Source organism: Cryobacterium sp. TMT1-2-1 (genome assembly GCF_004403955.1).
GTDB lineage: Bacteria > Actinomycetota > Actinomycetes > Actinomycetales > Microbacteriaceae > Cryobacterium > Cryobacterium psychrotolerans.
The window spans coordinates 1-24565 of the sequence record NZ_SOHC01000017.1 but is presented as its reverse complement, the minus strand read 5'-3'; the positions used below and the strand labels follow the sequence as shown (position 1 = coordinate 24565).

Sequence of the window (24565 nt, the reverse complement as noted above, 5' to 3'; positions counted from 1 at the left end):
GTGGGTGGTGGTGGTTGTCCAGCCTAATCGCCACGGAGGACAGAGAGGGCGTGTGCCAGGTCGTCCGGGTAGGGCGCGGTGAACGTGACCCATTCCCGGGAGTCGGGGTGGGAGAAGGCCAGCTGGGTGGCGTGCAGCCACTGCCGGGTGAGCCCGAGCCTGGCCGAAATGGACGGGTCGGCCCCGTACATGGCGTCGCCGACGCACGGATGCCGCTGAGCGGCCATGTGCACCCGGATCTGGTGGGTGCGGCCCGTCTCCAGGTGCACCTCGAGCAGCGACGCGGAAGGGAAGGCCTCGAGCGTCTCGTAGTGCGTCACCGAATGCTTGCCGCCCTCGACCACGGCGAATTTCCAGTCGGAGCGCGGGTGGCGCCCGATCGGGCCTTCGATCGTGCCGCTGAGCGGGTCGGGGTGGCCCTGCACGACGGCGTGGTAGATCTTCTCCACCTCGCGGTCGTGGAAGGCACGCTTCAGCGCCGTGTAGGCCGCCTCCGACTTGGCAACGACCATCAGGCCGCTCGTGCCGACGTCGAGGCGATGCACGATGCCCGCGCGCTCGGCCGCGCCGGAGGTCGCGATCCGGTACCCGGCGGCGGAGAGCGCGCCGAGCACCGTCGGCCCGGTCCAGCCGACGCTCGGGTGGGCGGCGACGCCGACCGGTTTGTTGACGACGACGATGCTCTCGTCGTCGTGCACGATCGTCAGGTCGGGTACCGGGATCGGCACGATCCGGACGGCCTCCTTGGGCTGCCAGCTGACCTCGAGCCAGCCGCCGGCACGCAGCCGGTCGGACTTGCCGACCGTGACGCCGTCGAGGGTGACGCCGCCGCCCTCGGCGACCTCGGCCGCGAAGGTGCGCGGGAAACCGAGGAGGCGGGCGATGCCGGCGTCGACGCGGACGCCGTCGAGGCCGTCCGGGAGGGGAAGTGAGCGGGTTTCCATCGTGGTGGCTAGAGTGCACTCTCTGTGGGAGCTGGACCGACGAGACCGTCGGCGGTGGAATCCGCCTTCGACGAGGAATCCTCTGCGGGTGCGTCCTTACCCGCCGCGGCGGGCGTGCGCACACCGTCGAGGCCGATGCCCCGGATGGTCAGGATCATGAAGATTCCCATGCTGACGACGATGGACATGTCCGCCACGTTGTAGATGGCCGGGATCATCCACGGGGTCGAGATGAAGTCGACGACGTGTCCCACCCCGAAGCCGGGCTCACGGAGCAGACGGTCGGTCAGGTTTCCGAGGACTCCGCCGAGCAGCAGTCCGAAGACGACCGACCAGGCGACCGAACGGATGCGGCCGGCGAACCAGACGATGAAGACGACGACGCCGGTGGCGATGATGGAGAAAATCCAGGTCATGCCGCTGGCGAGGGAAAATGCAGCGCCCGGGTTCCGGACGAAGTGCAGTTGCAGCACATCGTCCAGAACCCGGACAACATCACCCTCGGTCAGGTTGGTGACAACGAGGAACTTACTGATTTGATCAAGCGCGTACACGCCCAGCGCAACAACGGCCAGGACGAGTAGGGCGCGGAAGCTGACCTTCGCTGTTGAGCTACGCGCCAAAGCCCTGGAAGCTCGACTTCGGAGCGTTGCCTGCGTCGCTGCCGACTCCGGCACCAACCGGCGAGGTGGCGTCGAGGTCGCGCAACTGGCCCTCAATGTAGCTCTTCAGCTTCTGGCGGTACTCGCGCTCGAACGTGCGCAGCTCTTCGATCTTGCTCTCGAGCGTGGAACGCTCCTTCTCGAGGACGTTGATCTGGGCGCGCTGCTTCGCCTCGGACTCGGCGATCACGCGGGCGGCCGTGGCGTGGCCCTCGGCGATCAAGGCGTCGCGCTTCTCGGCGCCTTCCTTCACGTGCTCCTCGTGCAGGCGGCGAGCCAGCTGGAGCAGGTTCGTGGTGCCGGCCGTCTCGTCGGTCGAATCGACCACGGGAGCAGCGACGGGAACGACGGCTGCCTTGACCGGCTCGGGCACGGCAACCGGCTCCGGTGCGGCTTCGGCCACGGTCTCGGCGACCTTGGTGGGCGCTGCGGCCCCGTCGGCTCCGAGCTGAGCCCGGAGCTCCTCGTTTTCCTTGGTGAGGCGGCGCAGTTCGACGACGACCTCATCGAGGAAGTCATCGACCTCATCCTGGTCGTATCCCTCACGGAACTTGGTCGACTGGAACCGCTTGTTGACTACATCTTCCGGAGTTAGCGCCATGGCTTTCCACCCTTAGAACTAGGTTGTGAATTGAAAAGAAAACGTTCAGGTAACGCTAGCAGCGTCACTGGTCAAGGATACATCCCGCAGTTGGGGGGCCTATCCGATTCCGCGCAGCCACGCCGCAATCGTCATTCCGATGATCGTGCAGAGCATGGTGAGGCTCCAGCCGAAGTCGAAGGCGATCGGCCCGACGCGCAGGGACGGCACCACGCGGCGGAAGAACTTGAGCGGCGGGTCAGTGAGTGTGTAGACGAGTTCCACGAGCACGAGGAGGAAACCGTGGGGGCGCCAGCCCCGGTTGACGCCGCGCACGAGGTCGACGATGAACCGACCCCAGAGAACGAAGAAATAGAGCAGGAGAAGGAAGTAGGCGATGCCGGCCAGCAGGGATAACACTCTTCGATACTACGGGGCGTCGGGACTACGACTGCGCGAAGAAGGACGCCTCGGCGTCGGCTCCCTCATCGTCGTGGTCGCCGGAGACGACGACATGCGACGGTGACAGCAGGAAGACCTTGGCCGTGACCCGCTCGATCTTGCCGTACAGGCCCTGGGAGAGTCCGCTCGCGAAGTCGATCAGGCGGCGGGCGTCAGCGTCGCTCATCTGGGACAGGTTGATGATGACGGGGATGCCGTCGCGGAAGGATTCGGCGATCACCTGGGCGTCGCGGTACTGGCGCGGGTGAACGGTGAGGATTTCATTCATTTCGGATGCAGCCACATTCTTGGGGGTGGAGGTCTTGCGCAGGGGCGTCACCGGGGCGCGCCCGGCCGGGTTCTGACCGCTGGTTTTCTGCGAAGACGGGGTGGGAACGGCAGAGACGTTGGCCGCGGCCGGCGCCTCATACTCCAGCTCTTCGTCTGCCAGACCCAGGTAGACCATGGTTTTCTTGAGCGGGTTGGACATCTCGACCTCCGTGTTGGTGATGCTTCATCTTTGAGATTAACCGTGCTCCGGGCGTTTCCCGGTGATTGCGGTGCCAATTCGTAGGTGTGTCGCCCCTTCGACTAACGCGTCGACGTAGTCCGAGGACATCCCCATCGAGAGGAATCGCGCCTCCGGGGCCAATCGCCGAACCTGGTCCCCCAGCTCGCGCACGCGAGCGTAGGACCGGCGTGGTTCCGCCCCGAGCGGCGCGACGGCCATCAGTCCCAGCAGACGGATGCCCGGGGTCTCGAGGACCCGACCCACGAGCGGTTCGAGCAGCGCGGGGGCCACTCCGCCGCGCGCCGGATCCTCGGTGAGGTTGACCTGGACGAAGCAGTCCACGGTGGATTCTTCCGACGCCAGGGCGGCAGCCAGCGACTCGCGGTCCAGGGAATGGATCACGTCGGCGTAGGCCCGTACCTGCCTCGCCTTCTTGCCCTGCACCTGGCCGACGAAGTGCCAGGTGAGGCCCAGGTGCGCCAGTTCGGCGGACTTCGCCTGGGCCTCCTGGTGCCGGCTTTCCCCGAAATCCCGCACGCCCAGGGCGGCCAGTTCTTCGATCAGGGAAGCCGGGTGGAACTTGGTCACGACAATCGTCGTGATCTCGTCCGAGGACCGTCCGGCCGCCGCCGCGGCGTCGGCGACACCGGCGCGCACGGCGGCGAGACGGTCGGCCAACGGAGCCGGCGCTGGAATCACAGGCTCACTCATGGTCGACCGCCCCGCCCCCGCTCTCGCTACTCGTCCCGGCTCTCGCTACTTGAGGAAATCGGGGATGTCGAGGTCGTCGGCCTCGTCTTCGAACGCCGGGTCGGCCGCGACTGCCCCGCCCGGTGCCGGCTCGCCGCTGGACCAGACCGACGAACCGGTGTGCTCCTCGACGTACTGTCCCGAACCGGACTGACCAGAACCGGACTGTCCCGTTCCGGACTGTCCCGAACCGGACTGCCCCGAACCGGACTGCCCCGAACCGGACTGCCCCGAACCGGAGGACAGTGCGCCTGTGGTCGACGCCCCGCTCGAGGCGCTGCCGGCGGCGATGCCCGCGGCTACCAGGTCGGCACGGCGGACCTCGACCGGCTTGGCGCCCGGCTCTCCGCCGTCGAAGCCGGCCGCGATGACGGTGACCCGCACCTCGTCGCCCAGGGTGTCGTCGATGACGGCACCGAAGATGATGTTGGCTTCGGGGTGCACGGCTTCCTGCACGAGGCGCGCGGCGTCGTTGATCTCGAAGATACCGAGGTTGGAGCCACCCTGGATCGAGAGGAGCACGCCGTGCGCGCCGTCGATGGATGCTTCGAGCAGCGGGGAGGCGACGGCCAGCTCGGCCGCCTTGATCGCACGGTCGGCGCCGCGGGCCGAGCCGATGCCCATCAGTGCCGAGCCGGCACCCTGCATGACCGACTTGACGTCGGCGAAGTCGAGGTTGATCAGGCCGGGGGTGGTGATCAGGTCGGTGATGCCCTGCACGCCGGCAAGGAGAACCTGGTCGGCGGTCGCGAAGGCCTCGAGCATGCTGATGCCGCGGTCGCTGATTTCCAGCAGGCGGTCGTTCGGCACGACGATGAGCGTGTCGACCTCGTTCTTGAGCGAGGCGACGCCGGTCTCGGCCTGGGCCTGGCGCCGCTTGCCCTCGAAGCCGAACGGTTTCGTGACGACACCGATGGTGAGTGCGCCGATGGATTTGGCGATGCGGGCGACGACGGGGGCGCCACCGGTGCCGGTTCCGCCACCCTCTCCGGCGGTGACGAAGACCATGTCCGCCCCGGCAAGGGCCTCTTCGATTTCCTCTGCGTGGTCCTCGGCAGCGCGACGGCCTACCTCGGGGTCTGCTCCGGCGCCGAGGCCGCGGGTGAGGTCACGGCCGACGTCGAGCTTCACGTCGGCGTCGCTCATCAGCAGCGCCTGGGCATCCGTGTTGATGGCAATGAACTCGACTCCGCGGAGGCCAAGTTCGATCATGCGGTTGACGGCATTGACACCGCCACCGCCGATACCGACAACCTTGATTACGGCTAGATAGTTCTGATTGTTTGACACGTCCGGCCTCCGGGTGGAACCCTAAACCTCTAGTGGAGGCTTAAAGTTATGCTGAGTATGCAATTCCTAATTCCGAAGGTAAGCGCGCGCAGGCCACGTCCGGGGACGCGCCCCGCGTGTCGCGAAGAATCGGTCACAATTGCCTCGAGACGGCCGCCGGGCCGGCGCGCCGCGGCGGGTCAGCGACGGGTCAGCGACGGGTCGGCGACGGGTCAGCCACGGAGCATTGACGGGGCAGCGACCAGTCAGCGGAGGACTGCACTGTCGGGTGAGGACACATCGTATTCATCCACCTCGCCGACCGGGTGCTCGACCATCAGCGCGCCGAGCACGACCGCCTTGTAGTCGGACTCCTCGACACTCCCCCACACGACGCGAGCCCCGCCGTCCAGGGTCAGGGTGACGTCGTCCTTCGTGGCGGCAGCGACCGTCGTGAGCTGGGTGCGGATGCCGGCCGGCAAGGACTCGACGACGGCCGCGGCGGCCGTGAAGCCCGAGCTGCCGACCTCGGCCGTGATGGCCGGGTAGCCGTCCTGGGGCTCGTCGCCGCTCTCGATCACGACTCCGGCCGCGTCGACGAGATCGAAGCCCGAGTCGGACGGGATGACGCCGATCGGTTCGCGTTCGACGATGCGCACGACGATCGTGCCGGGCGGGCGGCTTTCGACGGCGTAGCTTCGAATGAGCCGGAACCGGGAGAGGTCGTCTCGGACGGCGGTGAGGTCGACGAGGGGCAGCGGGGTGCCGAGCTGGCCTTCCAGTGCCGCCCGCACCTGGTCGGCGGGGACCCGGTTCGCCCCGACGACCTCGATCGTGCGCAGGGCCATCAGGGGCGAGTAGGCGCCGGCGACGACGAAGGCAATGAGCGCGGCGAGCGTGCCGAGGGAGACCAGCCAGGTCGTGCGCCGACGCCGGGAGCGCCCGGTGAACCGGCGCACCTCCTCGCGTTCGTACTGCTTCCGCGCGCGCCGGGCGCCACGCAAGCGGCTGCGCGCAGCGGCCGGGGTGAGGACGGGGGTGAATCCGGGGCTGAGTCCAGGGGCGGGCTGCGGGTTCGCCGTCTCCCCGGCCTCATCGGTTCGCCGCAGCGGGAACACGGGGGCGAGCAAGGCAGGGGCGGGCACCGGTTCGCCCGGCTGGGTTCTGATCGGCTCCGTCTGCGCGGCGTCCCGGGAAGAGGGCTCCGCTGATTTCGGCGTGGCTTTCGGCGTGGATTTCGACCCGGATGCCCCGGGGCGCGCCGGGCGGCCCGGAACGGCCGGCGGGAGTGGCGCGGGGCGGTGTTCGAAGCCCTGGGGCCGCTTCATGCCCGGTCGCGCGTCATTCGCGCGCCCGGCCGAGGGACTCGAGCACCTGCGGCACGATCCGGTAGACGTCGCCGCAGCCGAGCGTGACGACGAAGTCGCCCTCCCGGGCGATCGAGGCGACGTAGTCGGCGGCGTCCTGCCAGTCCGGGATGAAGGCGACGTGGGCCGGGTCGCGGAAGCGCCCGGACACGAGCGCTCCGGTCACGCCGGGCTCCGGGTCTTCGCGGGCGCCGTAGACGTCGAGCACGATGGTCTGGTCGGCGTGCTTTTCGAGCGTGTCGGCGAATTCCTGGGCGAACATCCGGGTGCGGCTGTAGAGGTGGGGCTGGTGCACGGCGATGATGCGCCCGGGGCCGACGACGGTGCGGGCGGCGGAGAGCGCGGCAGCCACCTCGGTGGGGTGGTGGGCGTAGTCGTCGTAGACGCTCACACCCCGAACCGTTCCGTGCAGCTCGAACCGGCGCTGGGTGCCGCCGAACGCGGAAATGGCTTCGAGGGACGCCGCCGGGTCTAAGCCCAGGCCGACGAGCACGGCGAAGGCGCCCGCCGCGTTGATGGCGTTGTGCTTGCCGGGAACCCGAAGAGTGGTGGAGTAGTCCCGGCCCGCCCAGTGCACGGTGAAGCTCACGGGGCCGACGGTGCCGATGGTATGTACCCGGACGTCCGAGCCGGCGTCCTCACCGAACGTGATCAGCTTCTTGTCGGCCAGCCTGGTCGTCACGTGCACCGCGCCGGGATCGTCGGAGGAGATGACCACGAGCTCGGAGGCGTTGCGGGCGAATTCGACGAAGGCGGCCTCGAAGGCCTCGAGCGACCCGTAGTGGTCGAGGTGGTCGGGGTCGACGTTCGTGATCAGCGCGACGGCGGTGTCGTAGAGCAGGAACGAGCCGTCCGACTCGTCGGCCTCGACGACGAAGAGGTCGTCGGCGCCGCTGGCCGCGCTGACGCCCAGCGATTCGATCACGCCGCCGTTGACGAAGCTCGGGTCCTGGCCGAGTCCGAGCAGGCCGGTGACGATCATTCCGGTGGAGGTGGTCTTGCCGTGTGCGCCGGCCACGCTGACCAGCCGGTGTGACCTGATCAGCCAGGCCAGGGCCTGGGAGCGGTGCAGGACCGGGATGCCCCGCTCGCGGGCGAGCACGTATTCCGGGTTGTCCTGCCAGAGGGCGCCGGTGACGACGAGCGTGTCGGCGTCGCCCAGGTTCGCTGCGTCGTGCCCGATACTGATGCGTGCGCCCAGCTCGCGCAGGGCGAGCACGTTGTCGGATTCGCGCAGGTCGGAGCCGGTGACGGTGTGACCCGCGGCTAGGAACAGGCGGGCGATTCCGCTCATGCCGGAGCCGCCGATGCCCACGAAGTGCACCGCGCCGAGCTCGTCGGGAACGGTGAGGGTGAGGTCGGGTTCAATCACGGTCTGGGCTCTTCTCGGTGGGTCGGCGGGTGCCGGGTGACAAACAGGTGCTGGGTCAACGTTACGCGCCGCCGGCGCCGAATGACGGATTGGCTCGGGTCGGCACGGTCTCGCGGGTCACGGGGCCAGGGGTCACCGGGCGCGGCGGATCAGCTCGAGCATGCGGGCCGACCCGTCCAGCACGCCCACGGATGCCGCGGCCCGGCCCATGGCCTGCACGCGTTCCGAGTCCGCCAGCACGGGCACGAGTTCGCGGAGCACCCAGTACGGCTGGAAATCCGCGTCGTCGACGAGGATCCCGCCGCCGGCGCGGACCACGTCGGCGGCGTTGAACCGCTGCTCGCCGTTGCCGACCGGGTACGGCACGTAGACCGCCGGGATGCCGAGAGCGGCCAGTTCGCTGACCGTCGCCGATCCCGCGCGGGACACGGCGAAGTCCGCGGCGGAGAGGGCGAGATCCATCCGGTCGCAATAGCGGACCATGCGGTAGTGGTCCAGCTGCGGGTCGCCGACCTCGGACTTCTCCCCCGTGATGTGCAGCACCTGCCAGCCGGCGCCGATCAGCGCCTCCGCCGAGTCCAGGACCGTGCTGTTCAGGCTCCGGGCGCCCAGGGAGCCGCCGGTGACGAGCAGGGTGGGCCGGTCCGCGGAGAGGCCGAAGAACGCCAGCGCTTCCGGCCTCACCGCGGGCCGGTCGAGGTGCTCGATTTCGGGGCGGAGGGGCATCCCGACGAAGTGGGCGTGCCGGATCGGTGTGCCGGGGAACGCCACCCCGACATGGTGGGTGTAGCGCGCGCCGAGCTTGTTCGCGAGGCCCGGCCGGGCGTTGGCCTCGTGAATGACGATGGGCACGCCGGCACGCCGGGCGGCGAGGTAGGCCGGCGTGGAGACGTAACCGCCGAATCCGACGACCACGTCGACGTTTCGGGACCCGATCACGTCGGCGACCTGGCGCACGGCTCGGCCCAGCCGCGGCAGGAAGGTCAGCGCCTGCCGGTTCGGGCGCCGGGGAAAGGGCAGCCGCGGAACAATGACGAGTTCATAGCCCCGGGCCGGCACGAGGCGGGACTCGAGGCCCTCGCTCGTGCCGAGCACGAGCACCGTGGCATCCGGCTCGCTCTGGTGAATCGCGTCGGCGACGGCGAGCAGCGGGTTAACGTGGCCGGCGGTGCCGCCGCCGGCGAGGAGGTACGTGGTCACTGGGCTTCTGCCTCCGTGTGGTCGCCTCGGGCAAAGGAGAGCACAACTCCGATGGCGAGCAGGGTGGTGAGCAGGGCGGTGCCGCCGGCGGAGATGAGCGGGAGCGGGACGCCCAGCACGGGGAAGACCCCGAGCACGACGCCGATGTTGACCAGGGCCTGGCCGATGATCCAGACGAGAACGGCCGCCGTGCTGACCTTCACCTGCAGGCTGGTGCTCGCGCGCATGATCCGCAGGAAAGCAAAGGCCAGGAGGATGAACATCCCAAGCACGACGATCGCCCCGATGAGGCCGAGTTCCTCACCGATGATCGCGAAGATGTAGTCGTTGTCCGCCGCGGGCAGCCACGACCATTTGGCCTTCGAGTTGCCGAGGCCGACGCCGAGGATGCCGCCGTTGGCCAGCGCCCAGGTGCCGTGCAGCGGCTGCCAGCAGGCGGCGGAGATCGCGCCCTGCTGCTCGTCACACCCGGAGCCCATGAAGCTGAGGATCCGGGTCATCCGGTTCGAGCTGGACAGCGCCACCACGACGGCGACGACGGCTCCGGCCAGGAGGGGCAGCACGAGCAGGCGCAGCCGCACGCCCGCGAAGAACAGGGCGCCGAACAGGATGCCGGCCATGATCATGACCGTGCCGAGGTCGCCGCCGATGAGCACCAGGAGCACGGCTCCGCCGCCGACGCCGAAGACCGGGATGAGCACATGCCGCCAGTCGTCGAGCTTGCCCTCCTTCTTGCCGAGGATCACGCCGAGCCAGATGACCAGGGCCACCTTGATCACCTCGGAGGGCTGGAACTGGAAGCCGCCGAGGGTGAGCCAGTTCGTGTTGCCGGCAATCTCGTAACCGAGGGGGGTGAACACGACGAGGCCCTGCAGGAAGCAGGCGACGAGCAGGGCCGGCCAGGCGACGCGCTGCCAGAATTTCACCGAAAGCCGGCTGACGAGGAGCATCATCGGCAGTCCGACCAGGGCGAAGATGCCCTGGCGCAGGAGCCCGCCGAAGAACCCGGCGTTTTCGAGGTACGAATCCACCGACGAGGAGGAGAGCACCATGACCAGGCCGAAGATGACGAGGAACAGGGTCGTGCCGAGCAGGAGCAGGTAGTTCGCGGACTCGGCCCGGAAGACCCGGCCCAGGGTGATCCGCGCGCTGGCCCCGGCCGTGGCCGGCTCGGGCGGCGAGGAGGCCGGTCGCCCAGCCTGCTGCCGCTGCTGGTTGCGCTGGTGCTGGCTGAGCTGCTGCGCGTACTGCTGCGGCTGGGACTGCTGCGGCTGGGACCGCTGCGGCTGCCGTTGCGGCTGCTGCGGTCGGTCGGCTCTAGGCGCCCGGGTCCTGGGTGGATTCGTCATCCGGCTCGCCTCCCACGTGGTCTCGAACGGCTCTCGCAAACAATCGTCCACGCTCCGCATAGTCGGCGAACTGGTCCATCGAGGCGGCCGCCGGGGCCAGGAGCACGACGTCGCCGGCCTCGGCCAGGTCCGCCGCCACCCGGACAGCGTTCGGCATGACCTGTCCAGTGTCAACCGCGTCGATCTCGATGACCGGCAGTTCGGGCGCGTGTCGCGCGAATGCCTCACGCAGGGCGACCCGGTCGACACCGATGATGATGGCGGCCCGCAGACGCGCAACGTGGCTGCTGACCAGTTCGTCCACGTCGACGCCCTTGAGCAGTCCGCCGACGAGCCAGACCACGGAGTCGAAGGCCCGCAGAGAGGCGTCGGCGGCGTGCGCGTTGGTCGCCTTGGAGTCATCGATCCAGCGAATGCGTCCCGCCGTGGCGACGAGCTCGATCCGGTGCGCGTCGAGGCGGAAGGCCCCCAGGGCCGCGCCGATCGTCTCCGGGGAAACCCCGAATGAGCGGGCCAGGGCGCTGGCGGCCAGGATGTTGGCGACGACGTGCGGCGCATCCAGCCCGGCGGCAGCCAGCGCGGTCACCGTGGTCAGCTCCACCGCACGGTCGAAGCGGTCCTCGAGGAAGGCGCGGTCGCAGAGGATCCCCTCGACGATGCCGACGTCGCTGGGCCCGGGCACGCCCAGGCCGAAGCCGATCGCCCGCGCACCCTCCTGCACATCGGCGTCCTCGACCATGGCGAGGGTGGCGTCGTCGGCCTTGTTGTACACGCAGGCGACCCGGGTGTTCGCGTAGACCTTCGCCTTCGCGTCGCGGTACGCGGCCGCGGAGCCGTGCCAGTCGAGGTGGTCGTCCGCGACGTTGAGGCACACGCTCGCCCACGGCACCAGGGCGCCCGGTCCGGTGCGCGGCAGGTGGTGCAGCTGGTAGCTGGAGAGCTCGACGACGAGAACGTCCCAGCCCTGCGGGTCCCGGATGGCGTCGAGCACGGGCACACCGATGTTGCCGCACGGCGCGGCGCGGCGGCCGGCCGCGGCGAGCATGGTCGCGGTGAGTTGAACGGTCGTGGTCTTGCCGTTGGTGCCGGTGACGAGGATCCACTCGGCGGGAGCGCCCACCTTGTCGCGCAGGCGCCAGGCCAGTTCGATGTCGCCCCAGACCGGGATGCCCGTTTCCGCTGCCCAGAGCAGCAGCGCGTGGTCGGGATGGAAGCCGGGCGACACGACGATGAGCTCCGGCCGGTGCTCGAGGAGTTCGGCCGGCGGGGTGTCGAGTTCGGCCTGCACCAGCGCGACGCCGAGCACGTCCAGGAGCCGGGCGCGCTCGTCGGGCGCCGCTCCGGCCACCACGAGCACGTCGGCGCCGAGTTCGGCGAGTGTGTCCGCGGCCGCGAAGCCGGTGACACCGAGGCCGTAGACGGCCACGCGCAGCCCGGCCCAGTCGGCGTGCCAGCTGGTCAGCGCATCGAGCCTGTCACGCACCGGATCGGCGGGAACGGAGCGGTCAGGATCAGGGAGGGCAGGGCCTTGCGGCACTAGCGCGCCAGCCATTCGAGGTAGAACGAGCCGACGCCTGCGGCCACGAGCAGCCCGCCGATGATCCAGAAGCGCACGACGACGGTCACCTCGGCCCAGCCCTTGAGCTCGAAGTGGTGGTGGATCGGGCTCATCAGGAAGATGCGCTTGCCGCGGGTGAGCTTGAAGAAGACGCGCTGCACGATCACGGACCCGGATTCGATCACGAACAGGCCGCCGATCAGGATCAGCAGCAGCTCGGTGCGGCTGAGCACGGCCAGGGCCGCGATGGCGCCGCCGATCGCGAGCGAACCGGTGTCGCCGAGGAAGATCTTGGCCGGGGAGGTGTTCCACCAGAGGAAGCCGATCAGGCCGCCGACGATCGCGGCGGAGACGACGGCCAGGTCGAGCGGGTCGCGGATCTCGTAGCACCGGTACTGGTCGGCCGCGTCGGCGCCGCCGAAGCAGGACTGGTTGAACTGCCAGAAGCCGATCACGACGAAGGAACCGATCGCGAGAATCGAGGAACCGGTCGCCAGGCCGTCGAGGCCGTCGGTCACGTTGACGCTGTTGGAGGTGGCCGCGACGATGAGGCAGATCCAGAGCACGAAGAGCGCGGTGCCGACGATCGCCCCGAGGGCCATGAAGTCCAGCGGCGTGTCGCGGATGAACGAGATGTGCGTGGACGCCGGGGTCAGCCCCTGGCGGTTGGGGAACTGCAACGACAGGTAGGCGAACACGCCGGCCACGAGCACCTGGCCGGTGATCTTCGCCCAGCCGCCGAGCCCGAGGCTCCTCTGGTTGCGCGTCTTGAGGAAATCGTCCACGAAGCCGACCAGGCCGAGGCCCACCATCATGAACAGCACAAGCAGCGGCGAGGCGGTGATCGGTTCCCCGACCATCAGCTTGGCCGAGAAGAAGCTGATCAGCACGCCCAGGATGACGATGATGCCGCCCATGGTGGCCGTGCCGCGCTTGGCGTGGTGGCTCTTCGGACCGTCGTCGCGGATGAACTGTCCCCAGCCCAGCTTCTTGAACAAGCGAATGAACAAGGGGGTGAGGAAGAGGGTGAACGCGAGCGACATGGCTCCGGCGATCAGTAGCGCTCTCATGAAAACAGGTCTCCCAGTCGATCGCCCAGAAAGCGCAGGCCCGCGGAGTTCGAAGACTTCACGAGCACAGTGTCCCCCGGTTGGAGTGAGTCGCGCAACAATTCGAAGGCCGCGTCTGGCGTGTCGACGAATGCCGACTCGCCGTCCCACGAGCCCTCGTTGATGGTGCTGATGTGCATCCGGCGTGCTGCGGCGCCCACGACGATGAGCTGGGAGATGTTCAGCCTGACCGCGAGCAGTCCGATCCGGTCGTGCTCCTCCCCCGACAGTTCGCCGAGTTCGGCCATCTCGCCGAGCACCGCAACCGTGCGCATCCCGGGCTCCCTGATCTGGGCGAGTGTCTTGAGTGCGGCGGTCATCGAGTCGGGGCTGGCGTTGTACGCGTCGTTGATGATCGTCACGCCGTCACGTCCGCCGAGGACTTCCATCCGCCAGCGTTCGGCCCTGGCCACGGATTCGAGGCCCGCCACGATGTCGTCGATTCCCACTCCGAGTCGCTCGGCGGCGGCCGCCGCGGCCAGCGCGTTCGTCACGTGGTGCTCGCCCAGCACCCGGAACGACACGGTCCGGCTCTCACCGGAGGCCAGGCGGAGCACGAACGTGGTGCCGCTCCTGGTGGCCTGCACGTCGCTCGCGCGCACCGCGGCCGCATCGCCCTGGCCGAACCAGACGACCTCGGCGCGGGTCTTCGCGGCCATGCCGGCGACGCGAGGGTCGTCGGCATTCAGCACGGCGAGATCCGTCTCGACCAGATCGGTGACCATTTCGGCCTTGGTGTCGGTAGTCGCCTCGATGCCGCCGAACTCGCCGGCGTGGGCGAGGCCGACGTTGAGCACGATGCCGATATCGGGCCGGGCCAGCCGCGTGAGCCGTGCGATGGATCCGGTACCGCTGGCACCCATCTCGACGACGAGGAACCTGGTCTCTTCGCTGAGGTCGAGCATGGTCATCGGTGCGCCGACCCAGTTGTTGAAGGATCCGCGCGCCGCGACGGTCGGGCCGACCCGCTCGAGTACCGCACGCAGGAGGTTCTTCGTCGTGGTCTTGCCGTTGGAGCCGGTCACGCCGACGATCTTCAGCCGGCCACGCGCGCGGACGCGGGTCACCACCTCGGCGGCCAGCGCGCCGAGCGCGACGACGACATCCGGCACGATGACCTGGGCGACGGGCAGGTCCAGGTGCCGCTCGACGATCAGGAGGTCGGCCCCCCGCTCCACCGCGGTGGGCGCGAAGAGATGTCCGTCGGTGACCTCGCCGGGTTTGGCGACGAAGATCGCACCGGGCTCCACGCCGCGGGAGTCGGTGTGCACGGGCCCGGTGATGACCGATCCGGCGGTGAGCGTGCTGCCGTCGAGGCGAAGCTCACCCGAGACGGCCCGGGCGATCTCGGCCAGGCTGAGGGCGATCATCAGAGCCACCCGGCGTCGCGCAGCGCCTGGCGGGAGTCTTCCCGCGCGGAGTAGGGGATCTTGACGCCGGCGACCTCGTGGTAGTCCTCGTGGCCGGGGCCGGCGTAGAGGATGACGTCGCCCTCCTTCGCGAGGGCCAGTGCGGCGCGGAAGGCCGCCCGGGGGTCGGGGACCTCGTGGAACTCCCCGTCAGGAACCGCGGCTCGTGCCGCCTCGAGCAGGGTGGCGCGGATGGCGGCCGGGTCTTCGAAGCGCGGGTGGAAGTCGGTCACGACGACGACGTCCGCGCCGCGGGCGGCGATGGCGCCCATGTCGGCACGTTTGGTGGTGTCGCGATCGCCGTCGGCGCCGAACACCATGATCAGCCGGCCGTCGGTGGTCTTCCGGATCGCGTCGAGGGTGTTGAGGAAGGCGTCGGGGGTGTGCCCGTAGTCGATGTAGACGAGCGGGCCGCGGTCGCCGGAGATGCGCTCGGCGCGCCCGGGAATGTACGCGGCGATGCCGCCGTCCCGGTCCAGCGTGTGTGCGATGGCTTCGAGGTCGTAGCCGGATTCGACGAGCATCACGATGGCCAGGGCCGCGTTGGCGGCCATGTACCAGCCGAGCAGGGGCACGCGGGTTTCCAGGCGACGACCCTCCGGGCCTTCCAGCGCGAACTGCGTGTACAGGGCCGTTTCCTCGATCACGAACATGCGCCAGTCGGCGTCGATGTCCGGCGTCGTGGTGAGGGTCGTCACCGGGATGCGGCAGTCGTGGACGATGCGCCGGCCCCAGTCGGAGTCGACCGTCACCACGGCGCGACGGGACCGGTCGGGCTCGAAGAGTGCGAACTTGGCCTGGAAGTAGTCCTCCATGACCTCGTAGTCGTCGAGGTGGTCGTGGCTCAGGTTGGTGAACCCGGCGACGTCGAAGACGAGCCCGTCGATCCGGTGGCGGCTGAGCGCCTGGGCGGAGACTTCGATCGCGACGGCACGCACCTCGGCCTCGCGCATCCTGGCGAGCAGGGCGTGCAACTCGCTGGCTTCGGGGGTTGTCAGCGCGCTGGTCACGGCGAGGTCACCGATCCGCCGTTCGGCGGTCGAGGTGAGGCCGGCGACGATTCCGAGCTGGTTCAGGATCGCGAAGAGCAGGTAGACGACGCTGGTCTTGCCGTTGGTCCCGGTGACCGCGAAGAGCGTTGCGGGGTTCTCGGCGGTGCGGTAGATCCACGCGGCGACGGAGCCGAGCGCGGCCCGGGCATCCGGGGTCACGAGCACGGGCAGGCCGCTTCCTGCCGCGATGACCGCGCCGGCGGCGTCGGTGAGGATGGCGACGGCGCCGGCTTCACGGGCGCCCTGGGCAAAGGATGCGCCGTGGCTGTTTTGGCCGGGCACGCCGACGTACAGGTCGCCGGGCTGGACGGTGCTCGAGCTCAGGCTCACGCCGGTCACTTCGAGTCCGTCGATGTCACCGCGCAGCTCGAGCCCGAAGTCGTCGACGAGGCCGGACAGGGAGCGGGAGATGGGATGCTGAGGACGGAGCGCCGAGGGCGACAGTTCGGTCACGGGGCTCACTTTCTTACCAATTGGCAGGGAGTTCGGGTGCTGGAGTGCCCGACGGGACTGCCCGGTACTTCTTCAACGCCTGGCTCATGACCTTCTGGAAGATCGGAGCCGAGGCGGCAGACGTATTCATTTTAACAGGATCCGCGAGGCTCACCGACACGACGAACTGCGGCGCATCCGCCGGGGCGAAGCCGGAGACCGAAACCAGGTAGCCCCTGGAGTAGCCGCCCTTGCCGTTCGGCATCTGGGCCGTGCCGGTTTTCGCGGCCACCCGGTAGCCGGGAATCTCCCACTTGGAAGCCACCCAACTATTCGCGTAAACATTCTCGAGCACGTCCGAGGTGTCGTGGGCGGCGGCGGCGGAAATGACCTGCCTCCCGGTGGAGCTGGGCTTGTCCCGCACGCTGTCGTCGGCCTGTCGGCATCCCGCAACCAGCGTCACGGGCATCCGCACGCCGTCGTTGGCGATGGTCTGGTACATGCTCGCGACCTGGAGCGCCGTCGTGGTCAGGCCCTGGCCGAACATCGTCGCATACGCGGTTTGGGGGTCCCATTTCTGGTACGGGTGCAGGATGCCGGAGTCTTCGCGGGGGAAGCCGGTTTCGGTCGGGCTGCCGACCCCGAACTTCTTCATATAGTCATAGCGCTCCTGATCGCTGAGGAGCTCCCCGAACTTCGACATCCCGGTGTTCGACGACTCGATCATCACGCCGGTCAGGGTGAGTTTCTCATCCTCGTGCCGGTGGCTGTCGTTCACGTTGGCGCCGTTGCCGGGCCGGTATCGGTACGGCGCGACGACGTGCGTCTTGATCGTGGCCTTGCCGGAGTCGAGAACGGATGCCGAGGTGAGCGTCTTGAACGTCGACCCCGGTTCGAAGGAGTCGGTGAAGGCCCGCGAGCCGCGGTTCTTCGGGTTTTTCGTGCCGCTCACGTTGTTGGGGTCGACACTCGGGTAGTCGGCCACGGCAAGGAGCCTGCCGGTCTTGACCTCCTGCACGACGACCGTGCCCCAGGCGGCGCCGGTCGCCTGCGCCTGTTCGGCGAGCACCTGCTGGACGAACCACTGCAGGTCCCTGTCGATGGTGGTGACGACGTCCCCGCCGTCGACGACCTGCTCCGCGGTGACGGTGCTGCCCGGGATGCGCACCCCGTCGGCGCCCTTCTCGTACGTCTCCACGCCGTTGGTGCTCGCAAGGCAGGAGTTCTCTCCGACCTCGAGGCCCGCCTGGGCTTCACCGTCAGAGGAGACGAAACCGACCACGTTCCCGGCGACGGCGCCGTTCGGGTACACCCGGCTCGGGTTCTTCTTGAAGTAGATCCAGGGGATGTCGAGGTCGCCGACCTCGCGGAACACCTCGACGTCGACCTTCCTGTCCACGTAGGCGAAGTCGGAGTCCTTGTCGCCGGCCAGGGCCTCGGAGATGATCCCGAGGATCTCATCCCCGGTCTGCCCGGTCACGGCCCCGATCTCGGCTGCGGCCTGAGCGACGGTGACCGTGACGGTCCCGGCGTCTGTTGTGCGGGTGAACTCCCCCGCGTTCCGGGGGGATATCGTGATGTCGTAGCGCATGACGGTGCCGGCGAGCACGTCGCCGTCGGAGGAGAGGATGTTGCCGCGGGAGCCGTAGACGGTCTGTTCGACGGAGCGGTTGCCGAGCGAGTCGGCGCTGAGGGTGTCGGCCCGCACCACCTGGATGTCGATGAGCCGCACAACGAAGACGCCGACGACCGCGAAGAGCACGACGACGGTGACGGCCATGCGACGCCGGCCCGAGATGGTCTGGCGAGCCCCGGTGTTCAGCGGCATCGTCACATCCTCACTGCGGCCGGGGCCGCGTTAGCGCGTTGACTCAGCGAGTAGACGGGGACGGAAGTCCGCTGGGCGGAGTGGCGGGAGCGGCGGGAGCGGGAGCGTGAGCTGCCCGCGCGTCCGCCGAGCGGCCGTGGGTGCCCGCGGGGCCGATGCCGGTGCCCTGGGCCCCGGCCGGAGGCAGGTCCGTCACGAGGGGGACGCCGGCGAGGAGAGCGTTCGGTACGAGGCCGGACGCGCCGCTCCGGACGTCGGCGGGCGTGCCGGTGGCCGAGACGGGTGCGCCGAGCACGGCCCCGTCCGACAGTCGAAGGTAGGCGGGGGTGGAGTTGCTGACCATGCCGAGGGCCGCAGCGTTCGCGGCCAGGTTCTGCGGCGATGACACCTTGACGAGGTCCTCGCTCAGGCTTTCGGCGGTTCGTCCGAGCTCGACCTGGCTCGCCTGGAGGGTCGAGATCTCGTAGGCGCCCTGGGAGATTCCCACACTGAGCAGGAGCTGGGTGATCACGATCGCGGCCATGCCGGCGCCCGCGGTCAGGGCGTAGACGATCCGGGGCCGGGCCCGACGCTCGGCGCGCGGCGCGACGGCCTCGATGTGGCTGCGCGCCGCCGGGAGGGCCTGGGCCCACGAGTCCTGGCCGTTCGGCCGGAACACACGGGCGAGATTGTCGCTCATTCGACCCTCCTCAGTCGTTCGGCGGCACGGAGCCGCACGGATGTTGCGCGCGGGTTCAGCGCCTTTTCTTCATCGGTGGCTTGTTCGGAGCCTCGGATCAGCAGTGTGAAGACCGGCTTGTGTTCCGGCAGCTCGACCGGCAGCCCGGCCGGCGCGCTCGAACTGGACGCCTTGGCGAACACCTTTTTCACGATCCGGTCCTCGAGCGACTGGTAGGCCATGACGACGATGCGGCCGCCGACCGTGACGGCTTCAAGGGCGGCCGGGATGGCGCGTTCGAGAACGGCGAGTTCCTGGTTGACTTCGATGCGGAGCGCCTGGAAGACCCGCTTGGCCGGGTGGCCCATGCGCTGCACGGCGACCGGGGTGACCGCGGTGATGACGTCGACCAGCTGGCCCGAGCGCTCGAAGGGGGTCTTTTCACGGGCGTCGACGATGGCCTTCGCGTAGCGGGCCGACAGCTTCTCTTCGCCGTATTCCTGGAAGATGCGTCGCAGCTCCGCCTCGCTGTACTCGGCGATGATGCGCTGGGCGGTGAGGTCGGAGGTGCTGTCCATGCGCATATCGAGCGGCGCATCCTTTGAATAGGAGAAGCCGCGTTCGACCCGGTCGATCTGGAGCGAGGAGACGCCGAGGTCGAACAGGATGCCGTCCACCTCGTCGATGCCGAGGCCTTCGAGTGCGTCCAGGATGCCGTCGTAGACGGTGTGCACGAGGTGCACGCGGCCGCGGAAGGGCTTCAGCCGCTCCTCGGCGATCGCGAGGGCGTCGAGGTCGCGGTCGAGCCCGACAAGGATCAGCCCGGGAAAACGCTGGAGCAGCGCTTCGGCGTGGCCGCCCATGCCGAGGGTGGCGTCGACGAGCACGGCGCCGGGCTTCTGCAGTGCGGGCGCGAGCAGCTCGATGCAGCGCTCGAGCAGGACTGGGGTGTGGATGTCGTTGATGGCCATAGTTCTTGCCGGGTCCTGGTCCCTGGTGCCTGATCCCCATCCATTCTTTCCTGGCACCGGGGAAGTGTGTCAGGCATGAACGGCTGGGAGTCAGGCGCCAGGGGCTAGAAGAGTCCCGGAATCACCTCCTCCGTCGTGTTGGCGAATGAGGTCTCTTGTTCGGCGAGGTAGGTCTCCCAGGCCTCGCTGTCCCAGATTTCGACTCGGCTGCCGGCACCGATGACGGTGAGCTCGCGGTCGAGTCCCGCGTAGGCGCGGAGGTTTGCGGGGATGGTCACCCGGTTCTGCTTGTCCGGCGTCTCGGCGCTGGCGCCGGAGAGGAAGACGCGGAGGAAGTCGCGGCCCTGCTTGCTCGTGATGGGCGCCTGGCGGATCTTCTCGTGCAGGTCCTCGAACTCACGGGAGCTGAAGACGTACAGGCAGTTCTCCTGGCCCCGCGTCATCACGATGCCGGTGGAGAGTTCGTCCCGGAACTTCGCCGGCAGGATGATGCGGCCTTTGTCGTCGAGTTTGGGGGCATACGTTCCGAGAAACATGCATCCCCCCTTTCTCGACCGGCCGTGTTTCGAGTACGGCTCCACTTTACTCCACTATCCACCACATCTAGGCAGAAATGCACGATTTCTGATCCGATTTACCCCGAAAGCCCCCCAGTCCGCGGGGCAGGGGCAGGTGGAGGGATTTTGCGCGTCCAGGGACCGTCGGGGCGGTTTTCGGGAGCCGAAGCCCGTTTTCGGGCAAGAAAAAAGGGCCGATCAGTGGATCGGCCCTGTGATGGGATCGGTGCGGCGGTTGCCGCGACGTTTGTGGAGGGACGGTGGAGAACCCGGGAGCGAGGCTGGTTCAGCGCGCGCGACTCAGCTCGCGTGCTTCAGCGCTGGTCGTCCTGGCGGCGGTCCCAGCGTTCGTTCAGGCGGTCCATGAATCCCTGGTTGGCACCGGCGCGCTGACGCGGTCCGGATCCCGGGCGACCGGCGGATGCTCCGCCGGTACTGCCGCGGACGCCCTTCCCCGGTGTGATGGCAAGCAGGACGCCGGCGAACATGATGATGAATCCGAGCACCCCGAGCCACAGTTGCTGCAGTGCCACGCCGGCGATGAGTGCGCCGATCCCGGCGACCGCGAGGAGGACACCCACTACAACCGACCGGTAATCGGGTCGAAGCCGCGTCACCCCTGCCGTTGACACGAAGTCAACGTCATTGTGATAGAGGCTGCGCTCCATCTCTTCGAGGAGTCGCTGCTCTTGCTCAGAAAGCGGCATCTCATTCCCCTCCAATTTCGGGATCGAGCGGGTTAGGTACTGATTCTAGTCCAGCTGGGATGGCTAGGCTAGGCACGTGGCTGATAGCAATCGTCTTGTCGAACAGGTTCAGGTCCGCATCGACGAATTCCTCAGCACGCGTGTTCCAATTGTCGCCGCCATCAGCCCTGATCTCACTCCCCTGGTCGCTTTCTCACGGCAGTTTCTCAGCGGTGGCAAGCGTTTCAGGGCGCTCTTCTGCTACTCCGGCTGGCAGGGCGCCGGGTCGAGTGCCCAGGACCTCTCCCCCATCATTTCCGCGGCCGCCGCGCTCGAGATCTTCCATGCCGCGGCGCTCGTCCACGACGACATCATCGACAATTCGGACACCCGCCGGGGCTCGGCATCCGCGCACAAGCTGTTCGAGGGCATGCACGGCGAGAACGCCTGGGCCGGAAGCCGGAGCGAGTTCGGTCGCGCCGCCGGGATCCTGCTCGGGGATCTGCTGCTCGGCTGGAGCGACGAGCTCCTGGACGAGGGCCTCGACGCCGCCCCCGACCAGACTGCCGCCCGCCTCGCCCGCGCCGAGTTCAACCGGATGCGCACCGAGGTCACCGCCGGCCAGTACCTCGACATCCTCGAGGAACGCGCCTGGCTGACCCAGCCGGAGGCCGAGCTGCTGGACCGGGCCCTGCGCGTCATCGTTTACAAGTCCGCGAAGTACAGCGTGCAGGCGCCGCTCGTGATCGGTGCGGCCCTGGCGGGTGCGAGCCCGGCCCAGCTCGATACGCTCCGGGCCTTCGGCCTGCCGCTCGGAATCGCATATCAGCTCCGGGACGACCTGCTGGGCGTGTTCGGCGACGCCGCCGTCACCGGCAAGCCCAGTGGCGACGACCTCCGGGAGGGCAAGCGCACCGTTCTCGTGGCGCTCGCGCGCCAGGGGCTCTCCGACACGATGCGCCACGACCTGGACGAACAGCTCGGTGACCCCACCCTCGACGAAGCGCGGATCGCCGCCCTGCAGCGCGTGATCCTGGCCAGCGGCGCCGTCGACCGGGTCGAGGCGCTGATCGAAGCCAACGTGGTGGAGGCCGTGCTGGCGTTGGAGGATTCGCCGATCGGTGAGGACGCCAGGGAACAGCTCCGGTCCCTGGTTGAGAGGGTCACGCGCCGCGCGTTCTAGCGTCCACCAGGTCCGAGCGCCCACCAGACCTGGGCCCGTGCTGATGCGACCGAACGGCCCTACCGGGGCACGGCACTCGCTGCGCGCTCGACTGCCGCGAGGCACAGCTCGACGTCGGCGGCATCCGTGGACCAGTTGCTCACCGAGATCCGCAGCACATCCCGGTCGTGCCAGCGGGACCCGGACATCCAGGTGGTTCCCTCCGCCAGCAGCCGCTCCGTCACCCGGCGGGTTCTGTCGTCGTCGCCGAAACTCACGCAGACCTGGGTGAAGACGACGTCGTTGAGAACTTCGGCTCCCGGTATCCGGGCCATGCCGGCCGCCAGCGCCCGGGCGTGCTCCGCGAGCCGCTCCACCAGCGCCACCGTTCCGGACCGGCCGAGCGAACGCAGGGCCGCCCAGACCGGGATCCCGCGCGCACGGCGGGACAGCTCAGGGACCTTCTCGAACGGATCGCCCGGGCCGTTCTCGTCCGCGACCAGGTAGGCCGTGCGGACCCCGAAGACCGAGCGCACAACGGCAGGCCGGGAGACGATCGCAAGGCCGCAGTCGTAAGGCACGTTGAGGGTCTTGTGCGCGTCCGTCGCCCAGGAGTCCGCGGTCTCCAGTCCGGACAGGTGCTCGCGGTAGAGCGGGCTCGCGGCCGCCCAGAGTCCGAAGGCGCCATCGACGTGCACCCAGGCGTCGTGCCCGTGGGCGATGGCCGTGGCCTGACCGATCGGGTCGAACGATCCGGAATGCACGTTGCCGGCCTGCAGACAGACGATGGCCGGGCCGGTTCGGCGGTCCATCGCCTCGGCCAGCGCGTCCGCGCGCAGTCGGCCCTGCTCGTCCACCGCGATTTCGACGGGCGCGCCCAGGCCCAGGTAGCGGAGTACAAGGTCGATGACCTCGTGACGCTCCCGGCCGACATAGACCGTGATGCGCGGCGCACCGAACAGTCCCTGGGCTTCGAGGTCCCACCCGGCCCGGCGCAGAAGGTACTGCCGGCCGGACGCGAGGCCGACGAAGTTCGACATCGTGGCTCCCGTTGTGAAGCCCACGTCCGCGTCGTAGGGCAGGCCCAGGAGCTCGATCAGCCAGGCGCCGGCGGCTTCCTCGAAGGCGGCGGTCGCCGGTGTCGCGAACCGCAAGGCCGCGTTCTGGTCCCACGCGCTCACCAGCCAGTCGGCGACCATGGCTGCCGGCAGGGTTCCGCCGATCACCCAGCCGAAGAAACGGCCGGACGGCATGGCCATCAGACCGGGCTCGGCGACCGCCGCAAGTTCATCGATGACGTCGGCCGGGTCCATGGGCTGGTCCTGCAGAGCCATCGACAGCCGTGCCGCCAGCTCGCCGACGCCGATCCGGGGGCCGACCGGGCGCTCGGGGACCGAACTGAGCCAGTCCATGGCGTGCGCCTTCGCTCGTTCCAGCGCCTCACCGTAGGCGTCCGCCTGAGCCGACATGACGGAAGTGTACTGCCGCCCCGCCCTGCGGGAAAGGCTGTCGCTCGGGGACGCTAGGCGAGTGCCTGGGCGACCCGTCGCACCTCGGCCTTACGACCGGCTCGCAGCGCGACGATGGGCTCGGCGCTGAGGCTGTCGTCAACCTCGAGCAGCCACTCCATTGCCTGCTCGTCGGTGAAGCCGTCATCGGAGAGCACGATCAGCGTGCCGCGGAGTTCGGGCACGGGCGCACCGTCCCGGATGAAGAGAGCGGGAACCTGCAGCTTGCCGTCGCGGCGCACCGCCAGCAGTTGCTTGTCGTCAATCAACTGCCGCACGCGGCTCTGGCTCTGACCGAGCAGGTTGACGAGGTCGGGAATGGTCAGCCACTGCTGCTCTGAAATCGAGTCGGTCACGGATCAAGCCTGCCATGAAACACCGGGAGCGACAAACATCCGCGCGAATGAAATCCCACGAGTTTACTCAAACCACACCCGTCACGTTGATTGACTCTGATACCTATCTATGCCAGCGTTGGGGGCATACGCAACACAGGAACGGGAGTGCCATGTCGGCTGAGTCGCAGAGTATCCCCGCAGGGGATGCCGCGCCGGGCGACACGCCCCGCCGGCCCGGCTTCCTGGCGGCCTGCCGTTCCCGCGGCCTGTTCGCGAGCATCCCGATCGTGATCATCAGCACGATCGCGATGACGCTGAATCTCGCGTCGCCGGCCGATGCCGCGACGATCGTGAAGAAACCGCCGAAGGTCAAGAGCACCCTCCCTGCCGCCGTCCCGGCGCCGAGCCCGGGCGCCGTCGCTGCCAGCGCACCGGCCAGGGCCGTCCCCGCCCAGTACGTCGTGGTCGAAGGCGACACCGTCAGCAGCATCGGCGGGCGGTTCGGCCTGTCGACGGCATCCGTGCTCGCGCTGAATGGCCTCGGCTGGTCGTCGATGATCTTTCCCGGCCAGAAACTCACCCTGACCACCCACGCAGCTGCCCCGACCGCCGTCCCCGCCAAGAAGCCCGTTGCAGCGGAGATCACGCGCTACAAGGTGAAGGTCGGTGACACGATCAGCGGCATCGCGGCCGCCCACGGCCTGTCGACCGCCGCTGTACTCAGCGCGAACGGCCTGGGCCGAGCGAGCATCATCTTCCCCGGCCAGGCGATCGTGCTGCCCCACGGTGCCCCCGCTGCGAGCTCCGCCGCGGCCGCGACGACTCCGGCCCCGGCGCCCGTGCCGACCGCCG

The 24565-nt window shown here is 68.8% G+C and carries 24 protein-coding genes; 2 read left to right on the top strand and 22 right to left on the bottom strand.

The genetic code is table 11. The annotated features are described in order from the left end of the window. Nucleotides 1–23 precede the first annotated feature (23 nt). The 20 genes from E3T33_RS02375 to E3T33_RS02280 all read right to left on the bottom strand — a co-directional run bounded on the left by E3T33_RS02375 (nucleotide 24) and on the right by E3T33_RS02280 (nucleotide 20726). Nucleotides 24–944, bottom strand: a complete 921-nt coding sequence (locus E3T33_RS02375) for an RluA family pseudouridine synthase (protein WP_134475215.1) — start codon at nucleotides 942–944, stop codon at nucleotides 24–26. An 8-nt stretch (nucleotides 945–952) separates the two neighbouring features. Next, on the bottom strand, nucleotides 953–1567 hold the full coding sequence (gene lspA / locus E3T33_RS02370; protein ID WP_174775313.1) for a signal peptidase II: 615 nt from the start codon (nucleotides 1565–1567) through the stop codon (nucleotides 953–955). After that, nucleotides 1557–2207, bottom strand: coding sequence for a DivIVA domain-containing protein (locus E3T33_RS02365; protein ID WP_092321549.1), 651 nt, complete (start codon nucleotides 2205–2207; stop codon nucleotides 1557–1559). Before E3T33_RS02365 ends, lspA begins: the two co-directional genes overlap by 11 nt. A 99-nt stretch (nucleotides 2208–2306) precedes the next feature. Beyond that, a complete protein-coding gene (locus E3T33_RS02360) occupies nucleotides 2307–2606 on the bottom strand; it encodes a YggT family protein (RefSeq protein WP_092321548.1) in 300 nt (99 codons plus the stop codon). Between the two features lie 25 nt (nucleotides 2607–2631). Then, nucleotides 2632–3117: a cell division protein SepF gene (sepF, locus tag E3T33_RS02355; protein ID WP_092321547.1), complete on the bottom strand. Its 486-nt coding sequence runs from the start codon at nucleotides 3115–3117 to the stop codon at nucleotides 2632–2634. A gap of 36 nt (nucleotides 3118–3153) precedes the next feature. Beyond that, nucleotides 3154–3849 (bottom strand): YggS family pyridoxal phosphate-dependent enzyme, encoded by a 696-nt coding sequence (locus tag E3T33_RS02350; protein WP_134574654.1) that lies wholly within the window; start codon nucleotides 3847–3849, stop codon nucleotides 3154–3156. A 45-nt stretch (nucleotides 3850–3894) separates the two neighbouring features. Continuing rightward, entirely contained in the window at nucleotides 3895–5178 is a 1284-nt protein-coding gene (gene ftsZ / locus E3T33_RS02345; protein WP_241982798.1) for a cell division protein FtsZ, read from the bottom strand. A gap of 245 nt (nucleotides 5179–5423) precedes the next feature. Continuing rightward, complete coding sequence (locus E3T33_RS02340; RefSeq protein ID WP_166784371.1) at nucleotides 5424–6302, bottom strand: FtsQ-type POTRA domain-containing protein; 879 nt, start codon at nucleotides 6300–6302, stop codon at nucleotides 5424–5426. 196 nt (nucleotides 6303–6498) lie between these two features. Next, nucleotides 6499–7896, bottom strand: a complete 1398-nt coding sequence (gene murC, locus E3T33_RS02335) for a UDP-N-acetylmuramate--L-alanine ligase (RefSeq protein WP_092321544.1) — start codon at nucleotides 7894–7896, stop codon at nucleotides 6499–6501. 132 nt (nucleotides 7897–8028) lie between these two features. Then, entirely contained in the window at nucleotides 8029–9096 is a 1068-nt protein-coding gene (locus tag E3T33_RS02330) for a UDP-N-acetylglucosamine--N-acetylmuramyl-(pentapeptide) pyrophosphoryl-undecaprenol N-acetylglucosamine transferase (protein ID WP_092321543.1), read from the bottom strand. Further along, complete coding sequence (gene ftsW, locus E3T33_RS02325; protein ID WP_092321542.1) at nucleotides 9093–10445, bottom strand: putative lipid II flippase FtsW; 1353 nt, start codon at nucleotides 10443–10445, stop codon at nucleotides 9093–9095. The genes E3T33_RS02330 and ftsW overlap by 4 nt, the downstream gene beginning before the upstream one ends. After that, nucleotides 10414–11997 carry a UDP-N-acetylmuramoyl-L-alanine--D-glutamate ligase gene (murD, locus tag E3T33_RS02320; protein WP_092321541.1) on the bottom strand — a complete coding sequence of 528 codons (1584 nt, stop codon included), beginning with the start codon at nucleotides 11995–11997 and terminating at the stop codon, nucleotides 10414–10416. The genes ftsW and murD overlap by 32 nt, the downstream gene beginning before the upstream one ends. Continuing rightward, a complete protein-coding gene (gene mraY, locus E3T33_RS02315) occupies nucleotides 11982–13073 on the bottom strand; it encodes a phospho-N-acetylmuramoyl-pentapeptide-transferase (protein WP_092321540.1) in 1092 nt (363 codons plus the stop codon). The genes murD and mraY overlap by 16 nt, the downstream gene beginning before the upstream one ends. Continuing rightward, entirely contained in the window at nucleotides 13070–14482 is a 1413-nt protein-coding gene (gene murF, locus E3T33_RS02310) for a UDP-N-acetylmuramoyl-tripeptide--D-alanyl-D-alanine ligase (protein ID WP_134574653.1), read from the bottom strand. The genes mraY and murF overlap by 4 nt, the downstream gene beginning before the upstream one ends. Beyond that, a complete protein-coding gene (locus E3T33_RS02305) occupies nucleotides 14482–16026 on the bottom strand; it encodes a UDP-N-acetylmuramoyl-L-alanyl-D-glutamate--2,6-diaminopimelate ligase (RefSeq protein ID WP_134574652.1) in 1545 nt (514 codons plus the stop codon). Before E3T33_RS02305 ends, murF begins: the two co-directional genes overlap by 1 nt. Before the next feature lie 13 nt (nucleotides 16027–16039). Beyond that, nucleotides 16040–17833: a penicillin-binding protein 2 gene (locus E3T33_RS02300; RefSeq protein WP_134574651.1), complete on the bottom strand. Its 1794-nt coding sequence runs from the start codon at nucleotides 17831–17833 to the stop codon at nucleotides 16040–16042. Nucleotides 17834–17876: 43 nt separating this feature from the next. Continuing rightward, on the bottom strand, nucleotides 17877–18512 hold the full coding sequence (locus tag E3T33_RS02295; protein WP_092321536.1) for a hypothetical protein: 636 nt from the start codon (nucleotides 18510–18512) through the stop codon (nucleotides 17877–17879). Continuing rightward, the gene (rsmH, locus tag E3T33_RS02290; protein ID WP_092321535.1) at nucleotides 18509–19462 is read right to left on the bottom strand and encodes a 16S rRNA (cytosine(1402)-N(4))-methyltransferase RsmH; all 954 of its coding nucleotides are present in this window, start codon (nucleotides 19460–19462) and stop codon (nucleotides 18509–18511) included. Before rsmH ends, E3T33_RS02295 begins: the two co-directional genes overlap by 4 nt. A gap of 104 nt (nucleotides 19463–19566) precedes the next feature. Further along, nucleotides 19567–19998 carry a division/cell wall cluster transcriptional repressor MraZ gene (gene mraZ, locus E3T33_RS02285; RefSeq protein WP_092321534.1) on the bottom strand — a complete coding sequence of 144 codons (432 nt, stop codon included), beginning with the start codon at nucleotides 19996–19998 and terminating at the stop codon, nucleotides 19567–19569. A 335-nt stretch (nucleotides 19999–20333) separates the two neighbouring features. Next, on the bottom strand, nucleotides 20334–20726 hold the full coding sequence (locus E3T33_RS02280; RefSeq protein WP_092321533.1) for a DUF3040 domain-containing protein: 393 nt from the start codon (nucleotides 20724–20726) through the stop codon (nucleotides 20334–20336). A gap of 76 nt (nucleotides 20727–20802) precedes the next feature. On the opposite strand from E3T33_RS02280, the gene E3T33_RS02275 reads away from it, so the two are divergent. Continuing rightward, nucleotides 20803–21888 (top strand): polyprenyl synthetase family protein, encoded by a 1086-nt coding sequence (locus E3T33_RS02275; RefSeq protein ID WP_134574650.1) that lies wholly within the window; start codon nucleotides 20803–20805, stop codon nucleotides 21886–21888. Nucleotides 21889–21947: 59 nt separating this feature from the next. On the opposite strand, the gene E3T33_RS02270 is transcribed toward E3T33_RS02275, so the two are convergent. Beyond that, nucleotides 21948–23336 carry an aminotransferase class V-fold PLP-dependent enzyme gene (locus E3T33_RS02270; RefSeq protein WP_134574649.1) on the bottom strand — a complete coding sequence of 463 codons (1389 nt, stop codon included), beginning with the start codon at nucleotides 23334–23336 and terminating at the stop codon, nucleotides 21948–21950. A gap of 53 nt (nucleotides 23337–23389) precedes the next feature. Further along, complete coding sequence (locus E3T33_RS02265; protein WP_092321530.1) at nucleotides 23390–23731, bottom strand: Rv2175c family DNA-binding protein; 342 nt, start codon at nucleotides 23729–23731, stop codon at nucleotides 23390–23392. A gap of 152 nt (nucleotides 23732–23883) precedes the next feature. Between E3T33_RS02265 and E3T33_RS02260 the strand changes: the two genes are divergently transcribed. After that, nucleotides 23884–24565, top strand: a 682-nt coding sequence (locus E3T33_RS02260) for a LysM peptidoglycan-binding domain-containing protein (protein WP_166784370.1), incomplete at its 3' end; no start/stop codon positions are given.